We start from the raw sequence: 21332 nt of genomic DNA on the forward strand, positions 1-21332 counted from the left end.
CGTTCAGAGCGGCACATGGCTGCATGGGCCGGGAAAGCAAAAGAGCCCCCGAAGGGGCTCTGAGCTGCCGTTATGGCTGGTGGCAGGTCCAGGGTTCGAACCTGGGTAGGCTGAGCCGACGGTTTTACAGACCGCTCCCTTTGGCCGCTCGGGCAACCTGCCGTGTCTTCCGCTTGTCGCGGCGACAGGTAGAAGAATAGCGGACTTCGGGCGTGCGCGTGACACCGGTTTGTCCCGGCCCGAACCGGACGGCCGTACGTCTACAGGGACACCACCATGCTCGCGAGATGATTGCCTCATGATCAGATGGGCTGACAACGAGGACCTCGAAGGACTGGTCGAGGTCGAGCTCGCGGCCGACCGGACATTCGCCCCTCTGGGCATCGTCTTCCCCCCTGGCACCACAATGATCGAGGAGTGCGACGATCCCGGGCGTGCGATCGTCGCCGGTCGGCCGGCGGTGGGGTTCGCCCTTCTCGGGCGGGTCGACGGGCTGCCGCACCTCGATCAACTCGCGGTGCATCCCGACCACCACAACCAGGGCATCGGCACGCGGTTGCTCGACGCCGTCTGCGACGAGGCCGCGACCGGCGCCGCCGCGATCACTCTCACGACATTTCGTGACGTCCCCTGGAACGCACCCTGGTACGCCCGGCGCGGCTTCGCCGTACTGCCTCCGGAGAAGTGGGGGCCGGAGCTGCGGGTCCTGGTCGAACACGAGCGTGCGCTGGGCCTCGAACTGGCACCCCGCGTGGTCATGCTCAAGGACCTCTGAGCCCACGAACCGCTGATGTACGGAGGAACAAGGAGAGGCCGCCGATGGCCGACAGCGGTTTCGAGCATCGGCCCCTGACACCCCGCATGTGATCTGCGCGTTCGCCTCTCGGTGCTCCGAGCTTCCGCGGCTCGGGGCACCACGTCGTTCCGGGATGTGGCCCTCCGCCGCGTCGGCCAACCGCGGAAGGAACCGTGCCTGAAGCGCAGCCGGCCTTCTCGGCGGCACATCGCATCTGGAGTCATCTCCGCGAAAGCGCTGCCCACCGATCCTCGTGAGATCACCGGAAACCGGCCAGTTCGGTAATGCTCCCGATATTCCGGACATGGAGTTGGGTGACCGATGATCCAAGTGAGGAGGCCGGATGGGATCGGATCCCCACGGCCGGTTCGTGGACATATACGAACGTGCCTACCGCCCGATACTCGGGTACGTCCTGCGCCGCTGCGAGGATCCCGACGACGCGGCCGACGTGGTGGCGGAAACCTTCGTCACCGCGTGGCGGCGCATCGACGAGATCCCGCCGGGCGACGAGGCACGGCTCTGGCTGTACGGCGTGGCACGCAGGACCCTCGCCAACCACCAGCGCGGTGAACGACGGCACGAGCGGCGCACCGCCGCACTGCGCGAGCAACTCGCCGCCTCCCCCGCGCTGGCCGCCCCGCCGCCGGGCGAGTACACACAGTTCGGCCGGGCCTTCGCCGGCCTCAGCGACGACGACAGGGAGCTGCTGTCGCTGGTCGCCTGGGAGCAGCTCGACACCGAGCAGGTGGCGCGAACGCTCGGCATCACACGCAACGCCGTACGCGTCCGGCTGCACCGCGCGCGCAGGCGGTTCGCCCGCACCCTGGCCGCCACCGGAATCGACCTTCCGCTCGTGGAGAGGACCGCAGAGAGGACCGCACCGTGAACCTGACCGACCTCGCCAGAGTGCATGACGACGACCTGGGCGACGACCCGGCCGGGAAGACGTCCGGAGCGGGGGCCCAGGCGCTGCTGACCTCGATCCTGTCCGAGCCGCCGGGTCAGGGCGGCAGGCCGCGCTCGAAGCGACTGCGCGGGCCGGTGCCGTGGCTGGCCGCCGCGGCCGGCCTGGCCGCCGCCGCGACCCTGGTGGTCACCGTGGTGGTGGCGCCGGACGGGCCGGTTCCGAACCCGTCTCCCACCACGGCCTCGCCCGGAATCCAGCCGTCGGCGCGCCAGGTCCTGCTCGCCGCCGCGTCCGCCGCCATGAAGGCGCCGACGTCGGGCGCGTACTGGCGTACCACCACGATCTCTGGCATGGACGCGCTATCGCCTGATCGCGGCTATGTGATCAGGCGGCGTTTCTCCAAGGAGGAGTGGCTGGCGCGTCGGCCGGGAGCGCAGAGCTGGTGGATCTCGCAGTACCTCGGTGCAAAACCGCTCACGGACGAGGACGAGGCCGCCTGGCGTAAGGCGGGCTCACCTACCGAGTGGAAGTATCCGCTCGACATGACCGAATATGTCGGGGTCAACTCGTCGGAGGTGGTGCGGGCCGCCGCCGAGGAGAAGGTGGTTACGCAGCTGCGCGGCAAGTGGAAGGGCTCGGGCGGGACGCTGGCGAAGGAGCTCATCACCTGGGACGAGATCCGCCGCGTCCCGAGTGGCGAGCGGGAACTGCGCGCCTACCTCGAACAGCGCATCACCGCCCATGCCAAGGGTGGCTACGGGAACGATCCGGAATGGCGGGAGTCGGCCCTGCAGGGAAGCTGCGTGGAAGTCTTCAGCCTGCCGGTCTCGCCCGCGGTCCGTGCCTCCGCTTACCGCATCCTGGCCACCTTTCCCACGATGACGTCTCTTGGCAAGGTGAAGGATCCGCTCGGCCGTACGGGCGAGGCACTCGGGTATCAGACGCGCGACAGCATCCGGGGGGGCACCAACCAGATCGTGATGGTGATCGATCCCGAGACAGGTATGCCGCTCTCGCAGTCGTCGACGAGCATGATCGGACTCGCCGACGGGCGCACCGTGGAGGTCACGAGCTTCTGGGCCCTACGGCGGATGGGCTGGACCGACGAGAAGCCGTCCCTGCCCGCCAAGCGAAATTGACGACGGAGGGGCGAACGCGGGGGCGAATAGTGCCTGCACCCCAGCATCGGACGATGCTCGATAGGCTGATCCATACGTGAAGCTGTCACGGGTGGGTCCCGTGAAAAGCCGCGCGCATCGCTGGTGACACCTGTGTGGGCGCCTCCCGACGATGAGCCGGACCAACAGTGAGAGAGGTTTGTGCTTTGGCAGATTCGTCATTCGACGTCGTCAGCAAGATCGACCGCCAGGAGGTGGACAACGCACTGAACCAGACGGTCAAGGAGGTCGGACACCGCTTCGACTTCAAGGGCACCGGAGCGAGCATCTCCTGGTCGGGCCAGAACGACGTCGAGATCAAGGCGAACAGCGAGGAGCGCGCGAACGCCGTTCTCGACGTGTTCAAGGAAAAGCTGATCAAGCGCGGCCTGTCGCTCAAGGTCCTCGACGCGGGTGAGCCGAAGCTGTCCGGCAAGGAATACCGCCTGATGGCCGCCCTCAAGGAGGGCATCGACCAGGAGAACGCCAAGAAGATCTCCAAGCTCATCCGGGACGAGGGCCCGAAGGGCATCAAGGCCCAGATCCAGGGTGACGAACTCCGCGTCAGCTCCAAGAAGAAGGACGACCTCCAGGAGGTCATCACCCTTCTCAAGGGCAAGGACCTCGACATCGCCCTGCAGTTCACGAACTACCGGTGACGGAGCGGTGATCCGGACGGGTCACCGCTCTTCCATCTGGTACCGCGCGGAGACCGGAGCGGAGACCGGCGAGCAGGCGGGCGGGCCGCGCACGCGTGCCGCCCCGGCACGCCCGATGCTCGGGCCCCTCGGCTGCCCGGACACCTGCCCCTGAGGAGCCGCCGCGTCCGGGGGAGGAACCATCGACCGGCTGTGGCCGCCGGAGGCATGTCCCCGGCGAGGCGTGCGGGCTCCCGGCCTCCTTCACCGGCACCACCGCCCGCCCCGAGCCGTCCCTCGGGGCGGAGCCGTACGGGCTTCAGGCGCGCTTCCACCGCCATCTGCCGTTGCTGTACCGCACGCACCTGTACTTACGGCCCTTGTACTTGTCATAGCCGTACTTCCCACGCGCCGCGGCCGGGCAGTACGCCCCGGGCGTGACGCAGTTCCAGTGGTCACCGACCCGCTGTACGCCGCACGCGGCGGACACGAACGCCAGCGCCGCCACGGGCACCGCAGCATGCGCCGGCGCGGGACCGGCGAGCAGGCCGGTCGCGATGACGGCGACGGCGACGGCGGCCAACGATGCCGTGGAGAGCGGAAAGCCGCTGGATGCTCGAGAAGCCGGAGATGACGCCGAAGCGGCGGGGATCCGCATACGCACTCTTTCCGAAGGGGGATGTGAGAGTGGAATACACCCCCGACCCCGCCTTGTCCCGCTAAGTCATCAAGATTGGCATAATCTCGCTGGAGAACGTCACCGCAGGGCACATCGAGGGCACGTGAGACGACGAGAACACCGACAGCCGCGGCACCCGGCGATCACGCTCACGATTCACCGGGCGGGACGGCCGTCTGATCGGGTCCGTCCGCCCTACGCGGAGGCCCTACGAAGGGTGCTCGGGTGACCGCCCTCTCGGAGCAGGTACGGGCGGCGATCGCCGGAAACGTCCGGCACGCCCGCCGGACGAGAGGGCTCAGCATCCGTGACCTCGCCGACCGGTGCGGGTTCAGCAAGGCCCTGCTGTCGCAGATCGAACGCGGCCTGGCCAACCCGACGGTGGAAGTCCTGTCGGGGATCGCCGAGGCCCTGGAGCTCTCCTTCGCCGACATCACCCGGACCCCGCTGTACGAGCCGCAGGTGATGCGGCGCACGGCAGCCGACGCGGCGGCGCGCACGCTCCTCAGTTCGGTGGATCGCCGCCGCTTCGAGATCTACGAGTCCCTGCTGCCGCCGGAACACAGCCACGAGAGCGCGCCGCACGGCCGCGGGTCGGAGGAATTCGCCTACGTGGTGTCCGGCGCGGTGACCCTGGAGATCGCGACCTGGACGGTACGACTGCGCGCCGGAGACGCGGTCCGGTTCTCGTGCGAGGTCGAGCACAGCTACCAGACCGGCGCGCGGGCCACCCGCCTGCTGACCATGGTCTCCATGCCCTCCGACTAGCTTCGCCTTCCACCGTTCCGCCCGCCCCCCGGCTCCTTCCTCCGTATGACCGCCCGGCTCCCGCGCGCCCCTACGATGATCGCCCGGCTCCCGCGCGCCCCTACGATGATCGACATGCCCCTCACACCCTCCGACGTATCCGCCGACCCCGTACAGGCCGAGCCGGTGAACGCGCCCGTGGCCGTGGCCGACGGCACCCCTACCAGGACGAACGCCGCCACGGAACCCTCCGACGCCGAAGAGGGCACCGGTGTGGTCGACCTGCTCGAACGCGGCGGTTCGATCATCCTGCCGATCGGCATCGCCCTGTACGCCCTGCTCTACCTGGGCATCCAGCAGGTCTACGGCGTCTTCAACATCAGCCCCGAGCAGGCGGGCATCGACCAGGCGACCATGTTCGGGCGCCTCGTGGGAACGCTGATCCTCCTGACGCTCGGCGGCGCCCTGATCCTCGGAACCATCGTGGCGATCGGCTGGCTGGTGGAGAAGGCCACCCTCGGCTGGGCCGCCCGGCTGGTCCGGGCCGTACGGCAGCGCCCCTGGGCGATCGCGTCCCTCGGCGCACTGTGGTGCGGCGCGAGCTACTGGGGATTTCTCGGCTACCTCGACCTGGACGAGGGCGCGACGTTCGCCTCGATCGTGATCGTCGCGGCGATCATCGGCGTCCTCGCCTTCCTCGTGCCGTTCCGGCTGCTGCGCTCCCGCCCGGTCGGCCGGGCGGGCATGAAGATCGTGGTGGCCGCGTTCACCGGGATCGGGCTCGGTTTCGCGCTCATGGGCCAGATGGAGAGCGACGCCGCCGAACTCGCCACCACCGGGCGGTCCAGCCTTCTGCTGGGCATGGTCGGTTTCCAGGACCAGTGGACGGTCGCAGTCGATCGCGAGAGCGACAAGCCGCTGCGCGACGGCGAAGAGGTGCTGCTGCTGGGCGAGCACGAAGGCGTCTACGTCTTCTACGACTGCGCCAAGCAGGAAACCTTCCGCAGATCGATGGAGGCGACCGTCATCCGCCAGATCATGCTCGACCCCGAGCGCCCCGACGACTACCAGTGCGGGGCGCCGCAGCCCGCGGCGTGATACTCCCCGACGCGGCCTGACGCGGCGGATCAAGCCGCCCTGAGCACCACCATGCTCCGATAGCTGGGCGCGCCGTACCACGCCAGCCGATCCAGCGTCGCGGCGGGAAGGGGCAGGTCGAGGGCGTCGAGATAGGTCTCTCCCAGGTCCGCGTCCGTCCACGGGTCGTTGGCGTAGAAGATGTCACCGTCCACGCTGTGCACCGTGATCCAGTGCGGCGAGGGCTCGGCGTGCATCCCGAGTTGCTCGATCAGCACCAGCACGATGCCGCCGTCGGCCAGGACCGCGCGCAGGCGGTCCAGGTCGAACGCCGCCGTCTCCACCGCGATCCCCCGGTCGGCCAGGTCGGCGCGGAAGCCCGACTGGATGAACCGCCGCAGATCGCGCTCCTCGTCCGTACGGCACAGCTCCAGCAGGGTCGGCCGCTCGGTCGACAGCAGCACCTCGGGGACGGCGCCCCGGTCGGCGGCGGCGAGCGCCAGCCCGAGGGGATCGCATCCGGCCACGGTCGTGGCCTGGCGCCACATGCGCATCTCCTCGGCCCGGTCCGGCTGGTCCTGCAGCCCGAGCCCGCACAGCGCCAGCTGCAGCGCCACCGGCCCGCAGGTGAAGTCCGTGGTCTGCCGCATGTACGGCAGAGCCCGGTCGGGGGCCGCCCCCCGCCATCGCACCTGTCCGTAACCGGTGTCCGCCGGGTCGCTGGTGACCGGCGCCGCCCACACCGGAACCGGCATCTCCTGATAGCCGCGTTCCAGCGAACGCCGCCAGGCGGTCGTCCCACCGGCATCCACGGAAGCGTCGTTCCTCCTGGCATCGGCGCCATCACCGTGGCCCCGGCCGTCACCGGCACGGTCGTCATCGGCCCCAGGGACGTCCACGGAGCCCCCGGCCACGTCCACGGAGGCTCCGGCGACGAACCCGGGAACCTCATCACCGGCGAAGCCGTCGTTCTCACGGTCGACGGAGTCCTTGGCGGCGAACCAGCGTTTGACGGCGACCGCGCCCTCTCGCCAGGCACGCTCCTCGATGGTGTCCACCAGGATGTCGGCCACCCGCTCGTCCGGCGCCCAGATGTCCACGATCTTGCGGTAGGCGGTCAGCGGGCGGTGTACCTCGAACGCGGCCCCCACCAGCACACCGCGGGTACGGGCCGTGACGAGGGTGCGTACCTGGATCCCTCCGGCCAGCCGCCAGCGGCGCAGGATGTCCTCCGGCAGGTCCCGGATGCCGTCGGCGACCTCACCGACGTCCCCGATCACCGGCAGAACGTCGATGTCAAGCGTGTCGAGGTCCAGCGCACGACCGTCGAGCGCGCGATCATCGGCTGAGCCACCTTCAAGCGCCGGACCTTCAACCGCCAGATCTCCAACCGCACTGCCGTCGACCCCATCGGCACCCTGAGCACCACCGGCACCGACGGCGACCGTATGGACATCACGTTCAGACATGTACGCGCAACCCCTTAGTCCGCTTTGGGAGTGTTTCGAGGATCTTTGCCGTAGCGAGGATCAGCCGGATGGACGCCTCGCAAGGCGGAGGAGAAGCTCGGAGCGGAGCCTCCGGCCCGCATGCCCGGTGCCCGCGAAACACCGGGCCCACATGCCCGGTGCCCGCGCAACTCCGGGCCCACATGCCCGGTGCCCGCGCAACTCCGGGCCCACATGCCCGGTACCCGCGAAACACCGGGCCTGCGAGCAGGTGTCGTGGGTGGGGCCGACGACACCGCGAGGCGCCGTCCGAGCGACCGCGGTAGGCCGAGAAGGACCACGCCACACGACCTAGTCCGCCGCCGGGATGGAGGCCAGCAGCCGTTGGGTGTATTCATGCGCCGGAGCACCCAGTACGGAGTCGACGGGTCCCGTTTCCACCACGCGACCGTGGTGCATGACGTAGACGCGATCCGCGATCTGCCGGGCGACCGCCAGATCGTGGGTGATGAACAGCAGAGTCAGACCGAGCCTGCGCCGCAGGTCCGCGAGCAGGTTCAGCACCTGTGCCTGCACGGAGACGTCCAGCGCGGACACCGACTCGTCGCAGACCAGCAGATCGGCCCTGGGGGCGAGCGCTCGCGCGATGGCGACCCGTTGGCGCTCGCCGCCGGACAACGCCCGCGGCCTGCGACGGGCGTACGCCGCCGGAAGTCCCACGAGCTTCAGGAGCTCACCCACCTCGGACTTCGGCCGTCCGGCTGCCCGCAACGCCTCGGCGAGCGAGGTGCCGACGGTCAGTCCGGGGTTGAGCGCGGAGTACGGGTCCTGGAAGACGATCTGCACCCGCCTTGCCCCCGTGGCCGTGCCGTGGAAGTCGATCCGGCCGGTGTCCGCACGCTCCAAACCCACGACGCACCGGGCGAGGGTGGTCTTGCCCGAGCCGGACTCGCCGACCACCGCGACCGTCTCTCCCGCCGCGATCGTCAGATCGACCCCGTCCAGGGCCGGTACGGCAGAGCCCGGGAACGTCTTGGCCAGTCCTTCCACGCTGAGCAGCGGCGAGGCCGGAATCCCCTGGCCTTCCCCAGAATGGAACAGAGACACCTCGGCCTCCCTGCCTCGCCCGCTGTGCTCAGGAGAGGGCGAGACCGTCTCCGCCGGAGAAGACGGAACTGCCACCGCCGGCGAGGGCGAGATGGTCGCTGCTGGAGAGGACGGGACGTCCACCGGGAGACCCGCCGTCTCGGGACGCAGGCAGGCCGCCCGATGTCCCTCGGCCACCTCCGCCAGGGCGGGCTCCGCCGTACGGCAGGCATCGACGGCGAAGGCGCACCGTACCGCGAAGGCGCACTCGGCACCGACCGACGACGGCTGGGGGACGGACCCGGGAATCGTGGGAAGAACCGGGAGCCGGTGAGTGATCGGAGGGTCGCAGGCCGCCAGCCGCGCGGTGTAGGGATGCGCGGGCGCGTCCATCACCAGGGCGGTCGGCCCTTCCTCGACCAGCCGGCCCGCGTACATCACCATGATCCGGTCCGCCCTGCTGCGGGCGAGCCGCAGGTCGTGGGTGATCAGGATCAGCCCCATATCGCGTTCGCGCTGGAGCCTGGCGATCAGCTCCAAGACCTCGTGCTGGGTGGTGACGTCGAGTGCCGTGGTCGGCTCGTCGGCGATCAGCAGGTCGGGATCGGCGGCCAGCCCCGCGGCGATCGCGACGCGCTGGCGCATGCCTCCGGAGAGCTGGAACGGGTATTTCTCCGCGACGTCGGCGGGCAGCCCGACCTCGGCCAGCAGCTGCGCCACACGCTCGGCCCGGCCGCGCCCCGAGATCGCCCAGCCGATCTGCTCTCCGCAGCGATGCACCGGGGACAGCGACGTGAAGGGATCCTGGAGCAGCAGCGCGATCCGCGATCCCCGGACGTCACGCCAAACCGTTCCCTGCGCGGCCAGATCGATCTCACGTCCGGAGCGCCCCGCAGGCCCCACATACCCGGACGACCCCACATGCCCGGAACGCCCCGCATACCCGGACGACCCCACATGCCCGGAACGCCCCGCATACCCGGACGACCCCGCATGCCTGGAACGCCCCGTCGGCTCCGAAGGCCCCGCAGGCTTCTCCGTAAGCTCTGCACGCCCTGCCTGGCCGGAACGCCCTTCCACACGTCCTGCACGTCCTGACGGCCCGGAACTCCTCTGCGCGAGTTCTGCGCGCCCGGGGAGCTCCATCCGGCCGGTGGCGCGTACGCCTTCGGGCAGCAGTCCGGTCAGCGCCTTGACGGTCATCGACTTGCCTGACCCGGACTCCCCCACGATGGCGACCGTCTCGCCGGGCGCCACGGTGAGATCGAGCCCGGCGACGATGGTCCCGGAGGCCGACGCGACCCGGAGATCGCGTACGGCCAGCATCGGTGCCGCGACCATAGCCGCCGTCGAACCGTCGACTGCCGCCATCGGTCCATCGCCTGCCACCGCGGAACCGTCACCCGTCATCGGTCCATCGCCTGCCACCGCGGAACCGTCACCCGTCATCGGGCCATCGCCTGCCGCCGTGGAACGGTCACCGTTCATCGCGCCACCACCCGTCGGTCCAGCAGGTCGGAGAGCCAGTCGCCGAGCAGGTTCACCGCCGTGGCGGTCAGGATGATCAGCACCCCGGGAACGACGGCCGCGAGGGGGTTGTCGCCGAGCAACTGCCGCCCGTCCGCGAGCTGGCGTCCCCAGTCGGGGGCACCCGGCGGGACACCGAGGCCGAGGTACGACAACGAGGACAGCGCGACCAGTGCGAAGGCGACGTTCAGCAGCAGGTTCGCCACCACGATCGGCACGATGTTGGGCGCGATGTGCCGGAACATGATCCTGGACGGGCGGATGCCGAGCACCCGCGCCGACTCGATGTACGGCCGGGGCGCCTGCTCGATGACCGCGCCGCGCACCAGCCGTACGTCCGACGGCGAGAACAGCACGATCAGCACGACGACCGTGACCCAGTAGCCCCTGCCGACCAGTCCGGCGACGACGATGGCGAGCAGCACGGCGGGAAGCGCGAGCAGCAGGTCGGCGTAGCGACCGGCCAGCATGTCGACGATCCCGCCCCGGTATCCGGCGTACGTGCCGAGGAAGAACCCGATCAGCATCGATCCCACGGCGACGACCACCGGCCCGGCCAACGCCGAACGGGCGCCCGCCAGGGAGAGCTGGAGGATGTCCCGGCCGAGCTGGTCGGTGCCGAACAGGTGGCCGTCGACGCCGCCGCCGACCACTCCGAGATAGATGTCCTGTTCCAGCGCCTTCGGGGCGACGATCTCCTGGGCCAGGGCGCAGATCGCGACGAAGGCCAGCAGCGCGGCCGACACGATCGCGACGACCGGGATCCGCCTTCTACGTCCGTTGGCCGTGCTGTCCGGGCGCGGGCTCATCGGCGCACCGCCCTGGCTCGTACGCGCGGATCGATCAGCAGGTACGACAGGTCGACGAGGAACGCGGTCGCGGAGACCACGAAGGCGACGGCGAGCGTGAGTGCCTGCACCACAGGGATGTCCTTGAACAGCACCGACTCCTCCATCAGCGACCCGAGGCCGGGCAGGGCGAAGGTGACCTCGATGAGCACGGTGCCACCGAACAGGTAGGCGACCATCAGGCCCAGGCTCGTGACGATCGGGATGGCGGCGTTGCGCAGGACGACGCGCAGCGTCGCGCCCTCCGACAGGCCGCGGCCGCGGGCGAAGGTCACGTAGTCCTGGTCGAGCTCGCGGATCACCGCGGCCCTGGTCAGCTTGACGACGAAGGCGCCGAGCCCGAGCGCCAGCGCCACCGCGGGCAGCGCGAGGTGCCAGAGGGAGTCGAGGAATCCCTCACCGGTCCCGTAGATCGGGAACCAGCCCAGGCCGAGCGCGAAGACGTACAGCAGCAGGAGACCGATCGCGAAGCCGGGCGCGCTGACCCCGACGACGGAGACCGTGACGAGCACCCGGTCGAGCCAGCGGCCCCGGCGGACCGCCGTCGCGATGCCCGCGGGGACACCGACGAGGACGGACAGCAGGAACGCCAGTCCGGCGGTGGCCGCGGTGATCCCGGTCTTCTCCAGCATCAGCGGCCCGATGGGGCGTCCGGTGCGGATGGAGGTGCCGAAGTCGCCGGTGACCGCGTGCGTCAACCACCGCCAGTACTGCTGCAGGAACGGGTCGTCCAGGTGGTACCGGGCACGGATCTGGGCCAGTGCCTCCGGGGTGACGTTGCGGGTGCCCAGCAGGTTGCGGGCGACGTCCCCCGGCGCGAGGTACAGCAGCCCGAACACCAGCAGGGAGAGCGCGAGCAGCAACAGCAGCGTCGCGCCCGCCCTGCGCAGGACGAAGGCGAGCACCGGGCTTCTCACTTGGCCGCGTACAGGTGTTCCGGCCAGTTGGCCAGCAGGGTGTAGGAGGTGTAGTCGTGCACGCCGACGGCGCTGCTCAGCGCGATCGCGGACTGTCCCCACCACAGCGGAAGGTAGGCCACGTCGGCGGCCTGGGCGCTCTGCGCCTCGATCAGCAGCGCGGCCCTCTTGGCCGGCTCGGACTCGGCACCGGCCTTGGCCATGGTGTCGGTGATCGTGGCGTTGGTGTACTTCGCCGGGTTGCCCTCGCCGAGGAACCAGCTCGCGAGCTCGCCCGGGTCGCCGGTGGTGTTGAAGTACCACATGTAACTCAGTGGCGGGAAGGTGTTCAGCTCGGCCAGCCACTGCTCGATGGGCAGTTCCTTGACGTCGAGGGTGATCCCGATCTTCTTCAGGTCCGCGGCGAAGGCGAGCGCGGCCGTGCCTAGGTGCGGTCCGGTGTTGGGATACGAGAGGGCGGCGGTGAACCCGTTCGGCACCGACGACTGGGCGAGCTCCTTCTTGGCCTGCTCCAGGTCGTACGCGTACTGCGGGATCGCGGCGAGTTCCTTCGTCGCCTGGTCCGGCGACCACAGCCCGCCGAACTGCTCGGGCGTGGACAGCGCGGTCGCGACCTGCCCCCGTCCGTGCAGGATGTTCTTGACGATGGCGTCGCGGTTCACCGCGTGCGCGATGGCCTTGCGCACGTGGACGTCGTCGAACGGCTTGGCCGACACGTTGAAGGTCAGCCCGGCGTAGGACCGGTCGGCCGCGTAGACCACCCGGGTGCCGGCCGCCGACTCCCATTGACGCGCCTGGGCCAACGGCACGTTCAACGACATGTCGGCCTTGTTCGCCTTCCATGCCAGCAGGCGGGTGTTGTCGTCGGCGATGAACTCGAACCGGATCTTGGCGACCTTCGGCCGGGTGCCCCGCCAGGTGTCCACCCGGGTGAGCTCGACGTGCGAGTCCGGCGCGAAGTCGGTCACCTTGTACGGCCCGGAGCCGACCAGGAGGGACTGGGCCGTGCCGATCTGGTTCTTCGCCTTCTCCCAGGCGGCCTTCGGAGCGATCCACAACGCGTCGACGTTGGACGGGATCCATCCGAACGCCTCGTCGGCGGTCTTGCTGGTCAGCGTGATCTCGTTCGCGCCCGACTTGGTGGCCTTGTCGAGGTTGGCCCAGTAGCTGGCGGTGCTCGGCGACGCCTTCGCGTCCCTGGCCATCTCGATCGAGTGGAGGATGTCGTCGGCGGTGACCGGGCTGCCGTCGTGGAACCTGGCGTCGTCGCGGATGGTGTAGACGTAGGTCGTCGGCGAGGTGCGCTCGACCTTCGAGGCCAGCGCCGGGACGATCGCGCCGGAGGTGTCGACGCCGACGAGGCCCTCCATGCAGATGCCGGCCACGTAGTAGTTCAGGATGCCGGACTCCTGGCCCGGATAGAGGTTCGACAACGATCCGGGCAGTGCGACCCGCAGCAGCTCGATGTCCTTGCCGGTGTCCGCGCCCGCCGCGGCGCTCCCGCCCGATCCGGACGACTCGGGGGCCGGTGCCGCGCCGCACGCTTCCAGCAGCGTGGCGGCAGACAGGATGGTCACACCTGTGACGGCCGCCTTGAGCAGCCCGCGACGGCTGAGAACGCCGCGCTCGTCGATACCTGCCATGCCACACCTTCCCGGCACTGTGATCTGTCTACCAAAACACCCCAAATGGCTAGAAGTAGTAAACACCATCAATGTCCGGATCTTCCATAGCTTTCCCTACTGGAACAGTAGGGAAATGCTGTGACGTTCGACACACCGTGGCCTATTTGTAACGCAACCTTTCGGCCAAGCCCGGCATCTATCAGATGACGAAAGGAGCAAGCGATGACAAGGAAACTGGCGGTCCTCGCCGCCGCGGTCGCCGCGACGGCCTCCGCCCTGGCCGCCCCCACCGCCGCGGAGGCGAAGACGGGAGCCGCCTCCGCCGCGAGCGCCCAGATCCGCTACGCGTGGGTGAAGTCATGCCAGAAGAAGGACTACACCGTCCCCTGCGGGTCGTGGACCCTCGCCCTGCGCGACGGCAAGACCCGTGAACTCACCGACGCCCGAGTCAACCCCGTGACCGCCTCCGGCAAGGTCGACAAGGACATGATCTCGACGCTCGCCATCAGCGGCGACGGCCAGAACGTGGCCTACTTCCGCAAGTCGGACAACAAGCTGGTCGTCCGCGATCTCGCGGCGAACCGGGTGCGCGTACTGCCCGGCAAGGCGGCCCTCGTGCCCAAGGGCATCGGCATGGGCGACGTCGCCACCACCCTGTCCCCGGACGGCGACAGCGTCGTGATCGAGTACCAGGACGACGCGGGCAAGCTCCCGTCGCTGCTGGTCGACATGAACGCGGGCACGGTCACCAAGATCCGGGCGAATGTCGACGTCCAGGGCTTCAGCCCCGACGGCCACCACATCCTGGCGTCCCGGTACACCAGCGAGAACACCACGGAACTCGTCGTCTTCGACGAGAGCGGCGCCACCACCGGCCGCAAGGTCGTGCCGCAGGTGATCGCGAACAACATGCCGCAGGCCCTGGCGAACGACGGGACCACCGTCGCGGTGATGATCAGCACGTCGGGGGGCAAGCAGCGGGTACGCGTCTACGACCTGGCGAGCGACACCGTCGGCGACGCCGTGAACGTGAACACGCCGAAGAACGAGTCGCCCCACCGGCTCAGCTGGGACGACTCCGACAACCTGACCCTGTGGCAACTGCGCAACGACGCCGAGGGCAACACGACGGGCATCGTCCGGCGCTCCCTCGACCCGACCTCGGGCGCCACGAAGAAGGCCGACGCGTTCACAATCACTTCCAAGATGTACATGTGGTGGCTGCCGGGCGAATGACGCCGCCCGCACGTGCCACACACGGATCCGCACACGGAAACGCACACGGAAACGCACACCGAACCGGAGACGGAACGATTGACGGAACAGATGACGGACCGGTCGCGCACCCTCGCCTCGACGTGACCGGTCTGCCGGAACGCCGTTCGTGACCCGGCCTTCTGGCGCGCCGTCAGCGGACCCCTCCGACGGAACGCCGTCGATGACCCGGTCCGACGGAACGCCGTCAGTGGACCCCTCCGACTGAGCGCCGTCGGTGGACCCGTGCGGAACGGAGCGCCGTCGGCGGAACCCCCGAGCCGTCAGCGGCGGTAGCCGGCCATCCGCTCCAGCCGGGCGACCCGCTCGGCGGTCGGCGGGTGGGTGGAGAAGAGCTTGCCGATGCCCGCGCCCCGGAACGGGTTCGCGATCATCATGTGGCTCGCCGAGGCCAGCCGTCCGTTCTCCGGGAGCGGCAGCCGCCGGGCCCCCATCTCGATCTTGCGGAGCGCGGAGGCCAACGCCAGCGGATCACCGGTGAGCCGGGCACTCGACTCGTCCGCGGCGAACTCACGCGACCGGGAGATCGCCATCTGGATCATCGAGGCGGCGACCGGACCGAGGATCATCATGAGCAGCGCACCGAGGAAGCCCGGACCGTCGTCGTCATCGGAGCCGAAGAATATCCCGATGTATCCGAAATAGGTGATCATCGTGGCCAGTGCACCCGCGACCGACGAGATCAGGATGTCCCGATTGTAGACATGGGACAGCTCGTGCCCGATCACTCCCCTGAGCTCCCGCTCGTCCAGCATGACGAGGATGCCGTGGGTGACGCAGACGGCCGCGTTACGCGGGTTCCGCCCGGTCGCGAACGCGTTGGGCTGCATTGTGGGGGAGACATAGAGCCGGGGCATCGGCTGCCGGGCGTCGTTGGACAACTCCCGGACGACGCGGTAGAGGACCGGCTGCTCCACCTCGCTGACGGGCCGGGCCCGCATGGCGGAGAGGGCGATCCTGTCGGAGAAGAAGTACGCGATGCCGTTGGTCAGAAGCGCGACCACGAGGGCCAGTCGCACACCGGAGCCGCCTCCGAGCCAGGCACCCGCCGCCAGGATCAACGCAGAGAGAGCCCCCAGAAGGATCGCGGTACGCAGGCCGTTGTGGTGCACGCCTCCTCCTCACGATTTGGTGCGTTCTCCCTTACCAACGCGTGTGGCCTGGCAGAACGTTCCCAATGGGAAAGGTCAGCCGGAGGCGGAGAGAACGAGCTGCGGAGCGACGGAGAAGGCCAGCGTGACCAGGACGGCGACCCCCACGGCGACCGTGACCGGAACCGATCGGGTACGGCTCGCGCCCGCCGGGCCGGGAGCGAACAGCCGGGCCGTCCACGCGATGTAGTAGTAGAGCCCGATGACCGTGTTGACCGCCATCACGACGGCCAGCCACCCGAGGCCGCCCTCCACGATCTCGCGGAACACCACGACCTTGGCGAACAACCCGGCGAGCCCAGGGGGCAGGCCGGCCAGGCAGACGAGGAAGAAGCCGAGCGCGACGGCCGTGCCCGGCCTGCGGGAGGCCAGACCGCGATAGTCGTCCAGCTCGTTCCGCGGCGCCGTACGGGAGATCGCCATCACCACGGCGAACGCCCCCAGGTTCATCGCCGCGTAGATGACCAGGTACGACATCGACGCGGTGAACGCACGGCCGCCGACCACCGCGAGCGGGGCCAGGATGTAGCCGGACTGGGCCACCGACGACCACGCGAGCAGCCGCAACGCGGCGCGCTGGCGCAGGGCGAGGACGTTGCCCGCGGTCATGGTCGCCGCGGCCACCACCGCGACGACCGGCCCCCACAACGTCGCCTGGTCGCGCAGCCCGGTGACCAGGATCAGGATCAGCCCGGCGAACCCGGCGGCCTTGGAGACGACGGAGAGCAGTGCCGCCACCGGGACGGGCGCGCCCTGGTAGACGTCACCGGCCCAGAAGTGGAACGGCACCGCGGCCACCTTGAACGCGAACCCCGCCAGCACCAGCACGACGGCGACCGACACGACCCCGGACGCGCCCGAGCCCGCGGAGGCCGCGGAGAGGGCCGGGGAGAGCCGCTCCAGGTAGAGGGTCCCGGTCAGGCCGTACAGCAGGGAGACGCCGAACAGCATGATCGCGGTCGAGACGACGGAGACGAGGAACAGCTTGAGCGCCGCCTCCGAGGCCCGGCCGTCGTACCGCTTCAGCGCGGTCAGCGCGAACACCGGCAGGGACACCACTTCGAGCGCCACGACGAGCGTGGCGAGGTCACGCGCGGCGGGCAGCAGGACCGCCCCCGTCAGCGCGCTCAACAGCAGGAAGTACCACTCGCCGGCCGGGATCCTCCGGTCGGTCAGCTCGGCCATGGACAGCAGCACCACCACGATCCCGGCGACGAGCGCCAGCCCGGACATGACCAGGGTGAAGCGGTCCACCACGAAGGAGCATCCGCCGCCGCCCAGCGAGTCGGGCACGCAGAACGTGCGCCGCCGCCCGCCTCCGGCGGCCTGCGCCATCAGGACGCCGAACGCCGCGACGACCCCCGCCAGCGTGACGAGCCCGAGCGTCCCCGGCGTACGGCGGGGCAGGAAGGCGTCGAGCAGCAGCACCGCCCCCGCCACCAGGGCGAGGATCAGCGGCGCGGCGATCGCGACGTAGTCGATCGACTGGATCACGAGCCCACCCCCGGGAGGATCGCCTGGACGGCGGGCGTGGTGATCGCGAGCAGCGCCTTGGGCCACAGGCCGAAGAGGAGCGTCAGGAGCACCAGCGGCGTCCAGGCGGCCAGCTCGTACGCGGTCACGTCCACCGCCGGCCCGCGATCTCGCGCGGGACGGCCGTGCGTCACCCGGGACAGCATGAGCAGGAAGTACGCGGCGGTCAGCACCGTGCCGATGCCGCCGATCACCATGAACGTCAGGAACAGCGGCCGGGACAGCTCGGCGGCGGGCCGGAACGCCCCGAACAGCGCGAGCATCTCGCCCCAGAACCCGGCCAGGCCCGGCAGCCCCAGCGACGCGACGCAGGCGAAGGTCAGCAACGAGCCGATGTACGGCAGGCGGCCCAGCATCCCGCCACCCAGCCGGGCCATGTCGGCCGTGCCGTACCGGTCCTTGACCGCCCCGGCGACGAAGAAGAGCAGTCCGGTGATCAGACCGTGCGCGACGTTGCCGAAGAGCGCGGCGTTCACGCCGACCGGGGTCAGCGTCGCGAAACCGAGCAACACGAACCCCATGTGCCCGACCGACGAATAGGCGATCATCCGTTTCAGGTCGCGCTGGGCGAGGCAGGCCAGGGACCCGTAGATGATGCCGATCACCGCGAACGCCCCCAGCCAGGGAGCCACCGTGGCGGCGCCCTCGGGGAGGATCGGGATCGCGATGCGCGCGAAGCCGTACGTGCCCATCTTGAGCAGCACCCCGGCGAGCAGCACCGAGCCCACGGTCGGAGCCTCGGTGTGGGCGTCCGGCAACCACGTGTGCAGCGGCCACATCGGGGCCTTGACCGCCAGACCGGCCCCGATCGCCAGGAACGCCAGGATCTGCGTCGAACGCGCGATGCCGTTGCCCCGGGCGAGCGCCACCATGTCGAGCGTCCCGGCCTGGGACCAGACGACCAGCAGCCCCAGCAGCAGGACGGCGGATCCGAGCAGCGTGTAGAGGATGAACTTGACCGCCGCCGCCCGGCGCTCCGGCCCGCCCCAGACCGCGATCACGAAGTACATCGGGACGAGGACGACCTCGAAGAACACGAAGAACAGCAGGAGATCGAGCGCGAGGAACGTGCCGATCATGCCGGTTTCGAGGACGAGCAGCGTGAACGCCAGCGCCCGCGGCCTGCTCTGCGGGCGGCCCGCCAGGTGGACGAAACACAGGAACGTCAGCAGCGCGGTCAGCACGACCAGCGGCAGCGAGATCCCGTCCACGCCGAGGTGGAACCGCAGGTCGAGGCCCGGGATCCACGGCACGTCCGTCTGGAACTGCATCCGCGCGGTGTCCCCGTAGTCAAAGACGGCCGCCATCGCGACGGCGAGGGCCAGCGTCACCCCGGACACGGCGAGCCCGTACCCGCGCGGCACCCGTCCCGCGAACCTCGGCAGGAGGAGCACGGCGGCCCCGAGCAGGGGCACGGCGAGCATCGCGATCGGGATCCAGCTCATCGGCGGGACACCTCCGGAACCCGTACCGACCGGCCCGGAACCGGCCCCCACGGCGAAGCATCACGAGGCAACCCGATCCCGGCATCGCGGATCATGCGAGCACCACCACCCCTACCGCGATCAGCAGCACCCCGGCGAGCACGCCGGTGACGTAGAGCTGGGCGTTGCCGTTCTGCGCGAGCCGCAGGAGGCCGGACAGGCCGACCGCCGCCCGCCCCGACCCGCGCACCGCCCCGTCCACCACCCGATCGTCGGTCCGTACGACGCCCCGGGCGAGCCGCAGGACGGGACGGGCGACCAGCCGGTCGTAGACGGTGTCCAGGTAGAACGCCCGCTCGCACGGCACCCGGAACGGGCCGAGCATCCTCGCCGGATCCTGGCCGGGCGAGCCGCGCCAGAGCGAGTAGACGACCCCGGCGCCGAGCAGCGCGATCACCACGCTGATCGCGGCCGACTCCGCGTCGAACTCGCGCACCCCGGCGAACCCGAGCAGCAGGGCCGGTACGGCGAGCAGCACGACGGGCCAGAGCATCGACCGGGGAACCGCCGGACGCCCCCGCTCCTCGTGCGGTGCGCGGCCATGGCCGTGATCGTCCGCGTCGGACGGCGGCACGGGACGGCGGGAGCCGAAGAAGGTCCGCAACCAGGCGCGGGCCGAGTAGGCGCCGGTCACCCCGACGGTGACCAGCGCGCAGCCGTACAGGAAGAGCTGGGCGGGACTGCGCGAGTGCTCGATGGCCGCGATCACCGCGTCCTTGCTGAAGAACCCGCTGGCCGGAGGCAACCCGGCGAGCGCGGCGAACCCGATCGTCATCGCCCAGAACGTGACGGGCAGGCTGGTGCGGAGCCCGCCCATATGGCTCATCAGGTTCGACCCGACGTAGTGGATGACCACGCCCGCGCACAGGAACAGCAGCGCCTTGAACGCGCCGTGCGTCACCAGATGGAAGATCGCCGCGTGATCCGACCCCGCGGCCAGCGCCGCCGCCATGAACGCGAGCTGGCTGATCGTGGAGTACGCGAGCACCCGCTTGAGATCGTCCTGGGCCAGGGCGGAGAGGGCCGCGCCCAGCATGCCGACGGCGGCGATCACGCCGAGCACGTCCAGCGTGGGCTGGGCCGCGAGAAAGATCGGATAGAGCCGGGCGACGACGAAGATGCCGGCCGCGACCATCGTGGCCGCGTGGATGAGCGCGCTGATCGGGGTCGGGCCCGCCATGGCGTCCGGTAGCCAGGTGTGCAGCGGCACCTGGGCGCTCTTGCCCGCGACGCCCGCGAGGAGCAACATCGTCGCCGCGATCAGCGTGCCCGTCGGTATGTCGGCGGCGAGGACGTCGTCGATCCGGAAGCTGCCCGCCGACAGGCCGAGCGTGAATATCCCGAACAGGAATCCGACGTCACCGAGACGGGTGACGAGGAACGCCTTGACCGCCGCGCGGGAGTTGGCCCGGTCCTCCCACCAGTGCCCGATCAGCAGGTAGGAGCACAGGCCCATGATCTCCCACCCGACGTACAGGACGATCAGGTCGCCCGCGTAGACCACGAGCAGCATGGCGCTGGTGAACAGGCTGATGAACGCGCTGTACGACGGGTAGCGCGGATCGTCCCGCATGTACCCGACCGAGTACACCTGGACCGCGAGCGCCACCACGGTGACGAGGACGCCGATGAGCGCCGACAGCTCGCCTACCTGGAGTCCCACGGAGATCGGGACGGACCCGGTCTCGATCTCGGCCAGGGTGCCCGCGACGGTGTCCGCGGCCCCGTGGCCACCGGTGATCGCCTGCCGCGCGGCGAGCCACACCGCCGCGACGGCCGAGATCGCGACGGGCAGGACGGCGAACCACGCCGCCCGCCGCCGGGCCGTACGGGCCGGGGTGCGGCTGCGCGGGACCCGCGACCCGAGCAGTCCGGCGGCGGCGCCGACGAACGGCAGCAGGATGGCGAGTACGGCCAGGACGATCATCCGGCCTCCGAACGGTCAAGGACTGCCCGGCCTTCGGAGCCCGGGGCGGGAGGATCGGCGGGACCGGGCTCCGGCGAGTCACCCGGGGGCGCACCCTTCGGACCGGGACCGGAGCCGAGCGGACCGGGACCGGAGCCGAGCGGGCCGTCCGGACCGGGATCGGAGCCGACCGGAGCGTCCGGACTGGGACCGATGAGGTCACGCTCGGTGAGGTCCCGGAGCCGGTCGATGTCGATGGTCCGGCGGTTCCTGAAGACCGAGAGCACGATCGCCAGGCCCAGACCCACCTCGGCCGCCGCGATCACGATGATGAACAGCGTGAGCACCTGGCCGCCGTGCAGCCGGTCCCGCAGCCAGATGTCGAAGACGACCAGGTTGAGGTTGACCGCGTTGAGCATGAGCTCGACGGACATGAGCACGAGGATCGCGTTACGGCGGGCGAGCACGCCGTAGACGCCGATGGAGAAGAGCAACGCGGAGACGACGACGGGATAGACGACGTGCACG

The 21332-nt window shown here is 70.0% G+C and carries 17 protein-coding genes, 1 tRNA gene and 1 pseudogene; 7 read left to right on the forward strand and 12 right to left on the reverse strand.

Translation table 11 applies throughout. From position 1 onward, the window contains the following. Positions 1-77 precede the first annotated feature (77 nt). A tRNA-Tyr gene (locus tag IMZ11_RS33610) sits at positions 78-162 on the reverse strand. Between the two features lie 136 nt (positions 163-298). On the opposite strand from IMZ11_RS33610, the gene IMZ11_RS33615 reads away from it, so the two are divergent. The 4 genes from IMZ11_RS33615 (at position 299) to IMZ11_RS33630 (ending at position 3522) form a co-directional block, all read left to right on the forward strand. Further along, positions 299-775 carry a GNAT family N-acetyltransferase gene (locus IMZ11_RS33615; RefSeq protein WP_228646428.1) on the forward strand — a complete coding sequence of 159 codons (477 nt, stop codon included), beginning with the start codon at positions 299-301 and terminating at the stop codon, positions 773-775. A gap of 364 nt (positions 776-1139) precedes the next feature. Next, complete coding sequence (locus IMZ11_RS33620; protein ID WP_228646429.1) at positions 1140-1685, forward strand: RNA polymerase sigma factor; 546 nt, start codon at positions 1140-1142, stop codon at positions 1683-1685. Beyond that, a complete protein-coding gene (locus IMZ11_RS33625) occupies positions 1682-2845 on the forward strand; it encodes a CU044_5270 family protein (protein WP_228646430.1) in 1164 nt (387 codons plus the stop codon). Before IMZ11_RS33620 ends, IMZ11_RS33625 begins: the two co-directional genes overlap by 4 nt. A gap of 185 nt (positions 2846-3030) precedes the next feature. Then, positions 3031-3522, forward strand: coding sequence for a YajQ family cyclic di-GMP-binding protein (locus tag IMZ11_RS33630; RefSeq protein ID WP_228646431.1), 492 nt, complete (start codon positions 3031-3033; stop codon positions 3520-3522). Between the two features lie 298 nt (positions 3523-3820). Here the strand turns inward: IMZ11_RS33630 and IMZ11_RS33635 are convergent, their stop codons facing one another. Next, entirely contained in the window at positions 3821-4084 is a 264-nt protein-coding gene (locus tag IMZ11_RS33635; protein WP_228646432.1) for a hypothetical protein, read from the reverse strand. A gap of 321 nt (positions 4085-4405) precedes the next feature. Here IMZ11_RS33635 and IMZ11_RS46450 point away from each other — a divergent pair, with 321 nt between their 5' ends. Both IMZ11_RS46450 and IMZ11_RS33645 read left to right on the forward strand, forming a co-directional pair. Then, positions 4406-4948, forward strand: coding sequence for a helix-turn-helix domain-containing protein (locus tag IMZ11_RS46450; protein ID WP_228646433.1), 543 nt, complete (start codon positions 4406-4408; stop codon positions 4946-4948). A 114-nt stretch (positions 4949-5062) separates the two neighbouring features. Next, a complete protein-coding gene (locus IMZ11_RS33645) occupies positions 5063-6025 on the forward strand; it encodes a hypothetical protein (RefSeq protein ID WP_228646434.1) in 963 nt (320 codons plus the stop codon). A gap of 29 nt (positions 6026-6054) precedes the next feature. Here the strand turns inward: IMZ11_RS33645 and IMZ11_RS46455 are convergent, their stop codons facing one another. The 5 genes from IMZ11_RS46455 to IMZ11_RS33670 all read right to left on the reverse strand — a co-directional run bounded on the left by IMZ11_RS46455 (position 6055) and on the right by IMZ11_RS33670 (position 13473). After that, positions 6055-7284, reverse strand: a complete 1230-nt coding sequence (locus tag IMZ11_RS46455; protein WP_228646435.1) for a peptidase C39 family protein — start codon at positions 7282-7284, stop codon at positions 6055-6057. Positions 7285-7803: 519 nt separating this feature from the next. Then, positions 7804-9909 carry a dipeptide ABC transporter ATP-binding protein gene (locus tag IMZ11_RS33655; RefSeq protein ID WP_228646436.1) on the reverse strand — a complete coding sequence of 702 codons (2106 nt, stop codon included), beginning with the start codon at positions 9907-9909 and terminating at the stop codon, positions 7804-7806. Between the two features lie 113 nt (positions 9910-10022). After that, positions 10023-10874 (reverse strand): ABC transporter permease, encoded by an 852-nt coding sequence (locus IMZ11_RS33660; protein WP_228646437.1) that lies wholly within the window; start codon positions 10872-10874, stop codon positions 10023-10025. After that, a complete protein-coding gene (locus IMZ11_RS33665; RefSeq protein WP_228646438.1) occupies positions 10871-11818 on the reverse strand; it encodes an ABC transporter permease in 948 nt (315 codons plus the stop codon). The genes IMZ11_RS33660 and IMZ11_RS33665 overlap by 4 nt, the downstream gene beginning before the upstream one ends. A gap of 8 nt (positions 11819-11826) precedes the next feature. Then, on the reverse strand, positions 11827-13473 hold the full coding sequence (locus tag IMZ11_RS33670) for an ABC transporter substrate-binding protein (protein WP_228646439.1): 1647 nt from the start codon (positions 13471-13473) through the stop codon (positions 11827-11829). Positions 13474-13677: 204 nt separating this feature from the next. On the opposite strand from IMZ11_RS33670, the gene IMZ11_RS33675 reads away from it, so the two are divergent. Continuing rightward, positions 13678-14691 (forward strand): hypothetical protein, encoded by a 1014-nt coding sequence (locus tag IMZ11_RS33675; protein ID WP_228646440.1) that lies wholly within the window; start codon positions 13678-13680, stop codon positions 14689-14691. Between the two features lie 302 nt (positions 14692-14993). Here the strand turns inward: IMZ11_RS33675 and htpX are convergent, their stop codons facing one another. From htpX to nuoK, 5 genes and pseudogenes are all read right to left on the reverse strand, one after another. Then, positions 14994-15842: a zinc metalloprotease HtpX gene (gene htpX / locus IMZ11_RS33680; protein ID WP_061253773.1), complete on the reverse strand. Its 849-nt coding sequence runs from the start codon at positions 15840-15842 to the stop codon at positions 14994-14996. A 75-nt stretch (positions 15843-15917) separates the two neighbouring features. Continuing rightward, the gene (locus tag IMZ11_RS33685) at positions 15918-17375 is read right to left on the reverse strand and encodes an NADH-quinone oxidoreductase subunit N (protein ID WP_228646441.1); all 1458 of its coding nucleotides are present in this window, start codon (positions 17373-17375) and stop codon (positions 15918-15920) included. Beyond that, a complete protein-coding gene (locus IMZ11_RS33690; RefSeq protein WP_228646442.1) occupies positions 17372-18859 on the reverse strand; it encodes a NuoM family protein in 1488 nt (495 codons plus the stop codon). The genes IMZ11_RS33685 and IMZ11_RS33690 overlap by 4 nt, the downstream gene beginning before the upstream one ends. A gap of 91 nt (positions 18860-18950) precedes the next feature. Then, positions 18951-20825 carry an NADH-quinone oxidoreductase subunit L gene (locus tag IMZ11_RS33695; protein WP_228646443.1) on the reverse strand — a complete coding sequence of 625 codons (1875 nt, stop codon included), beginning with the start codon at positions 20823-20825 and terminating at the stop codon, positions 18951-18953. A gap of 221 nt (positions 20826-21046) precedes the next feature. Then, positions 21047-21331, reverse strand: a pseudogene (gene nuoK / locus IMZ11_RS46460) (NADH-quinone oxidoreductase subunit NuoK); the annotation flags it as partial. Between the last annotated feature and the right edge of the window lies 1 nt (position 21332).

The sequence above is a fragment of the Microtetraspora sp. AC03309 genome, assembly GCF_020826795.1.
GTDB lineage: Bacteria > Actinomycetota > Actinomycetes > Streptosporangiales > Streptosporangiaceae > Microtetraspora > Microtetraspora glauca.

Coding starts and splice junctions, on each gene's coding strand:
- IMZ11_RS33615 (WP_228646428.1), top strand. CDS start 299: ATGATCAGATGGGCTGACAACGAGGACCTCGAAGGACTGGTCGAGGTC.
- IMZ11_RS33620 (WP_228646429.1), top strand. CDS start 1,140: ATGGGATCGGATCCCCACGGCCGGTTCGTGGACATATACGAACGTGCC.
- IMZ11_RS33645 (WP_228646434.1), top strand. CDS start 5,063: ATGCCCCTCACACCCTCCGACGTATCCGCCGACCCCGTACAGGCCGAG.
- IMZ11_RS33655 (WP_228646436.1), bottom strand. CDS start 9,909: ATGGCGGCAGTCGACGGTTCGACGGCGGCTATGGTCGCGGCACCGATG.
- IMZ11_RS33660 (WP_228646437.1), bottom strand. CDS start 10,874: ATGAGCCCGCGCCCGGACAGCACGGCCAACGGACGTAGAAGGCGGATC.
- IMZ11_RS33670 (WP_228646439.1), bottom strand. CDS start 13,473: ATGGCAGGTATCGACGAGCGCGGCGTTCTCAGCCGTCGCGGGCTGCTC.
- IMZ11_RS33675 (WP_228646440.1), top strand. CDS start 13,678: ATGACAAGGAAACTGGCGGTCCTCGCCGCCGCGGTCGCCGCGACGGCC.
- IMZ11_RS33690 (WP_228646442.1), bottom strand. CDS start 18,859: ATGAGCTGGATCCCGATCGCGATGCTCGCCGTGCCCCTGCTCGGGGCC.
- IMZ11_RS33695 (WP_228646443.1), bottom strand. CDS start 20,825: ATGATCGTCCTGGCCGTACTCGCCATCCTGCTGCCGTTCGTCGGCGCC.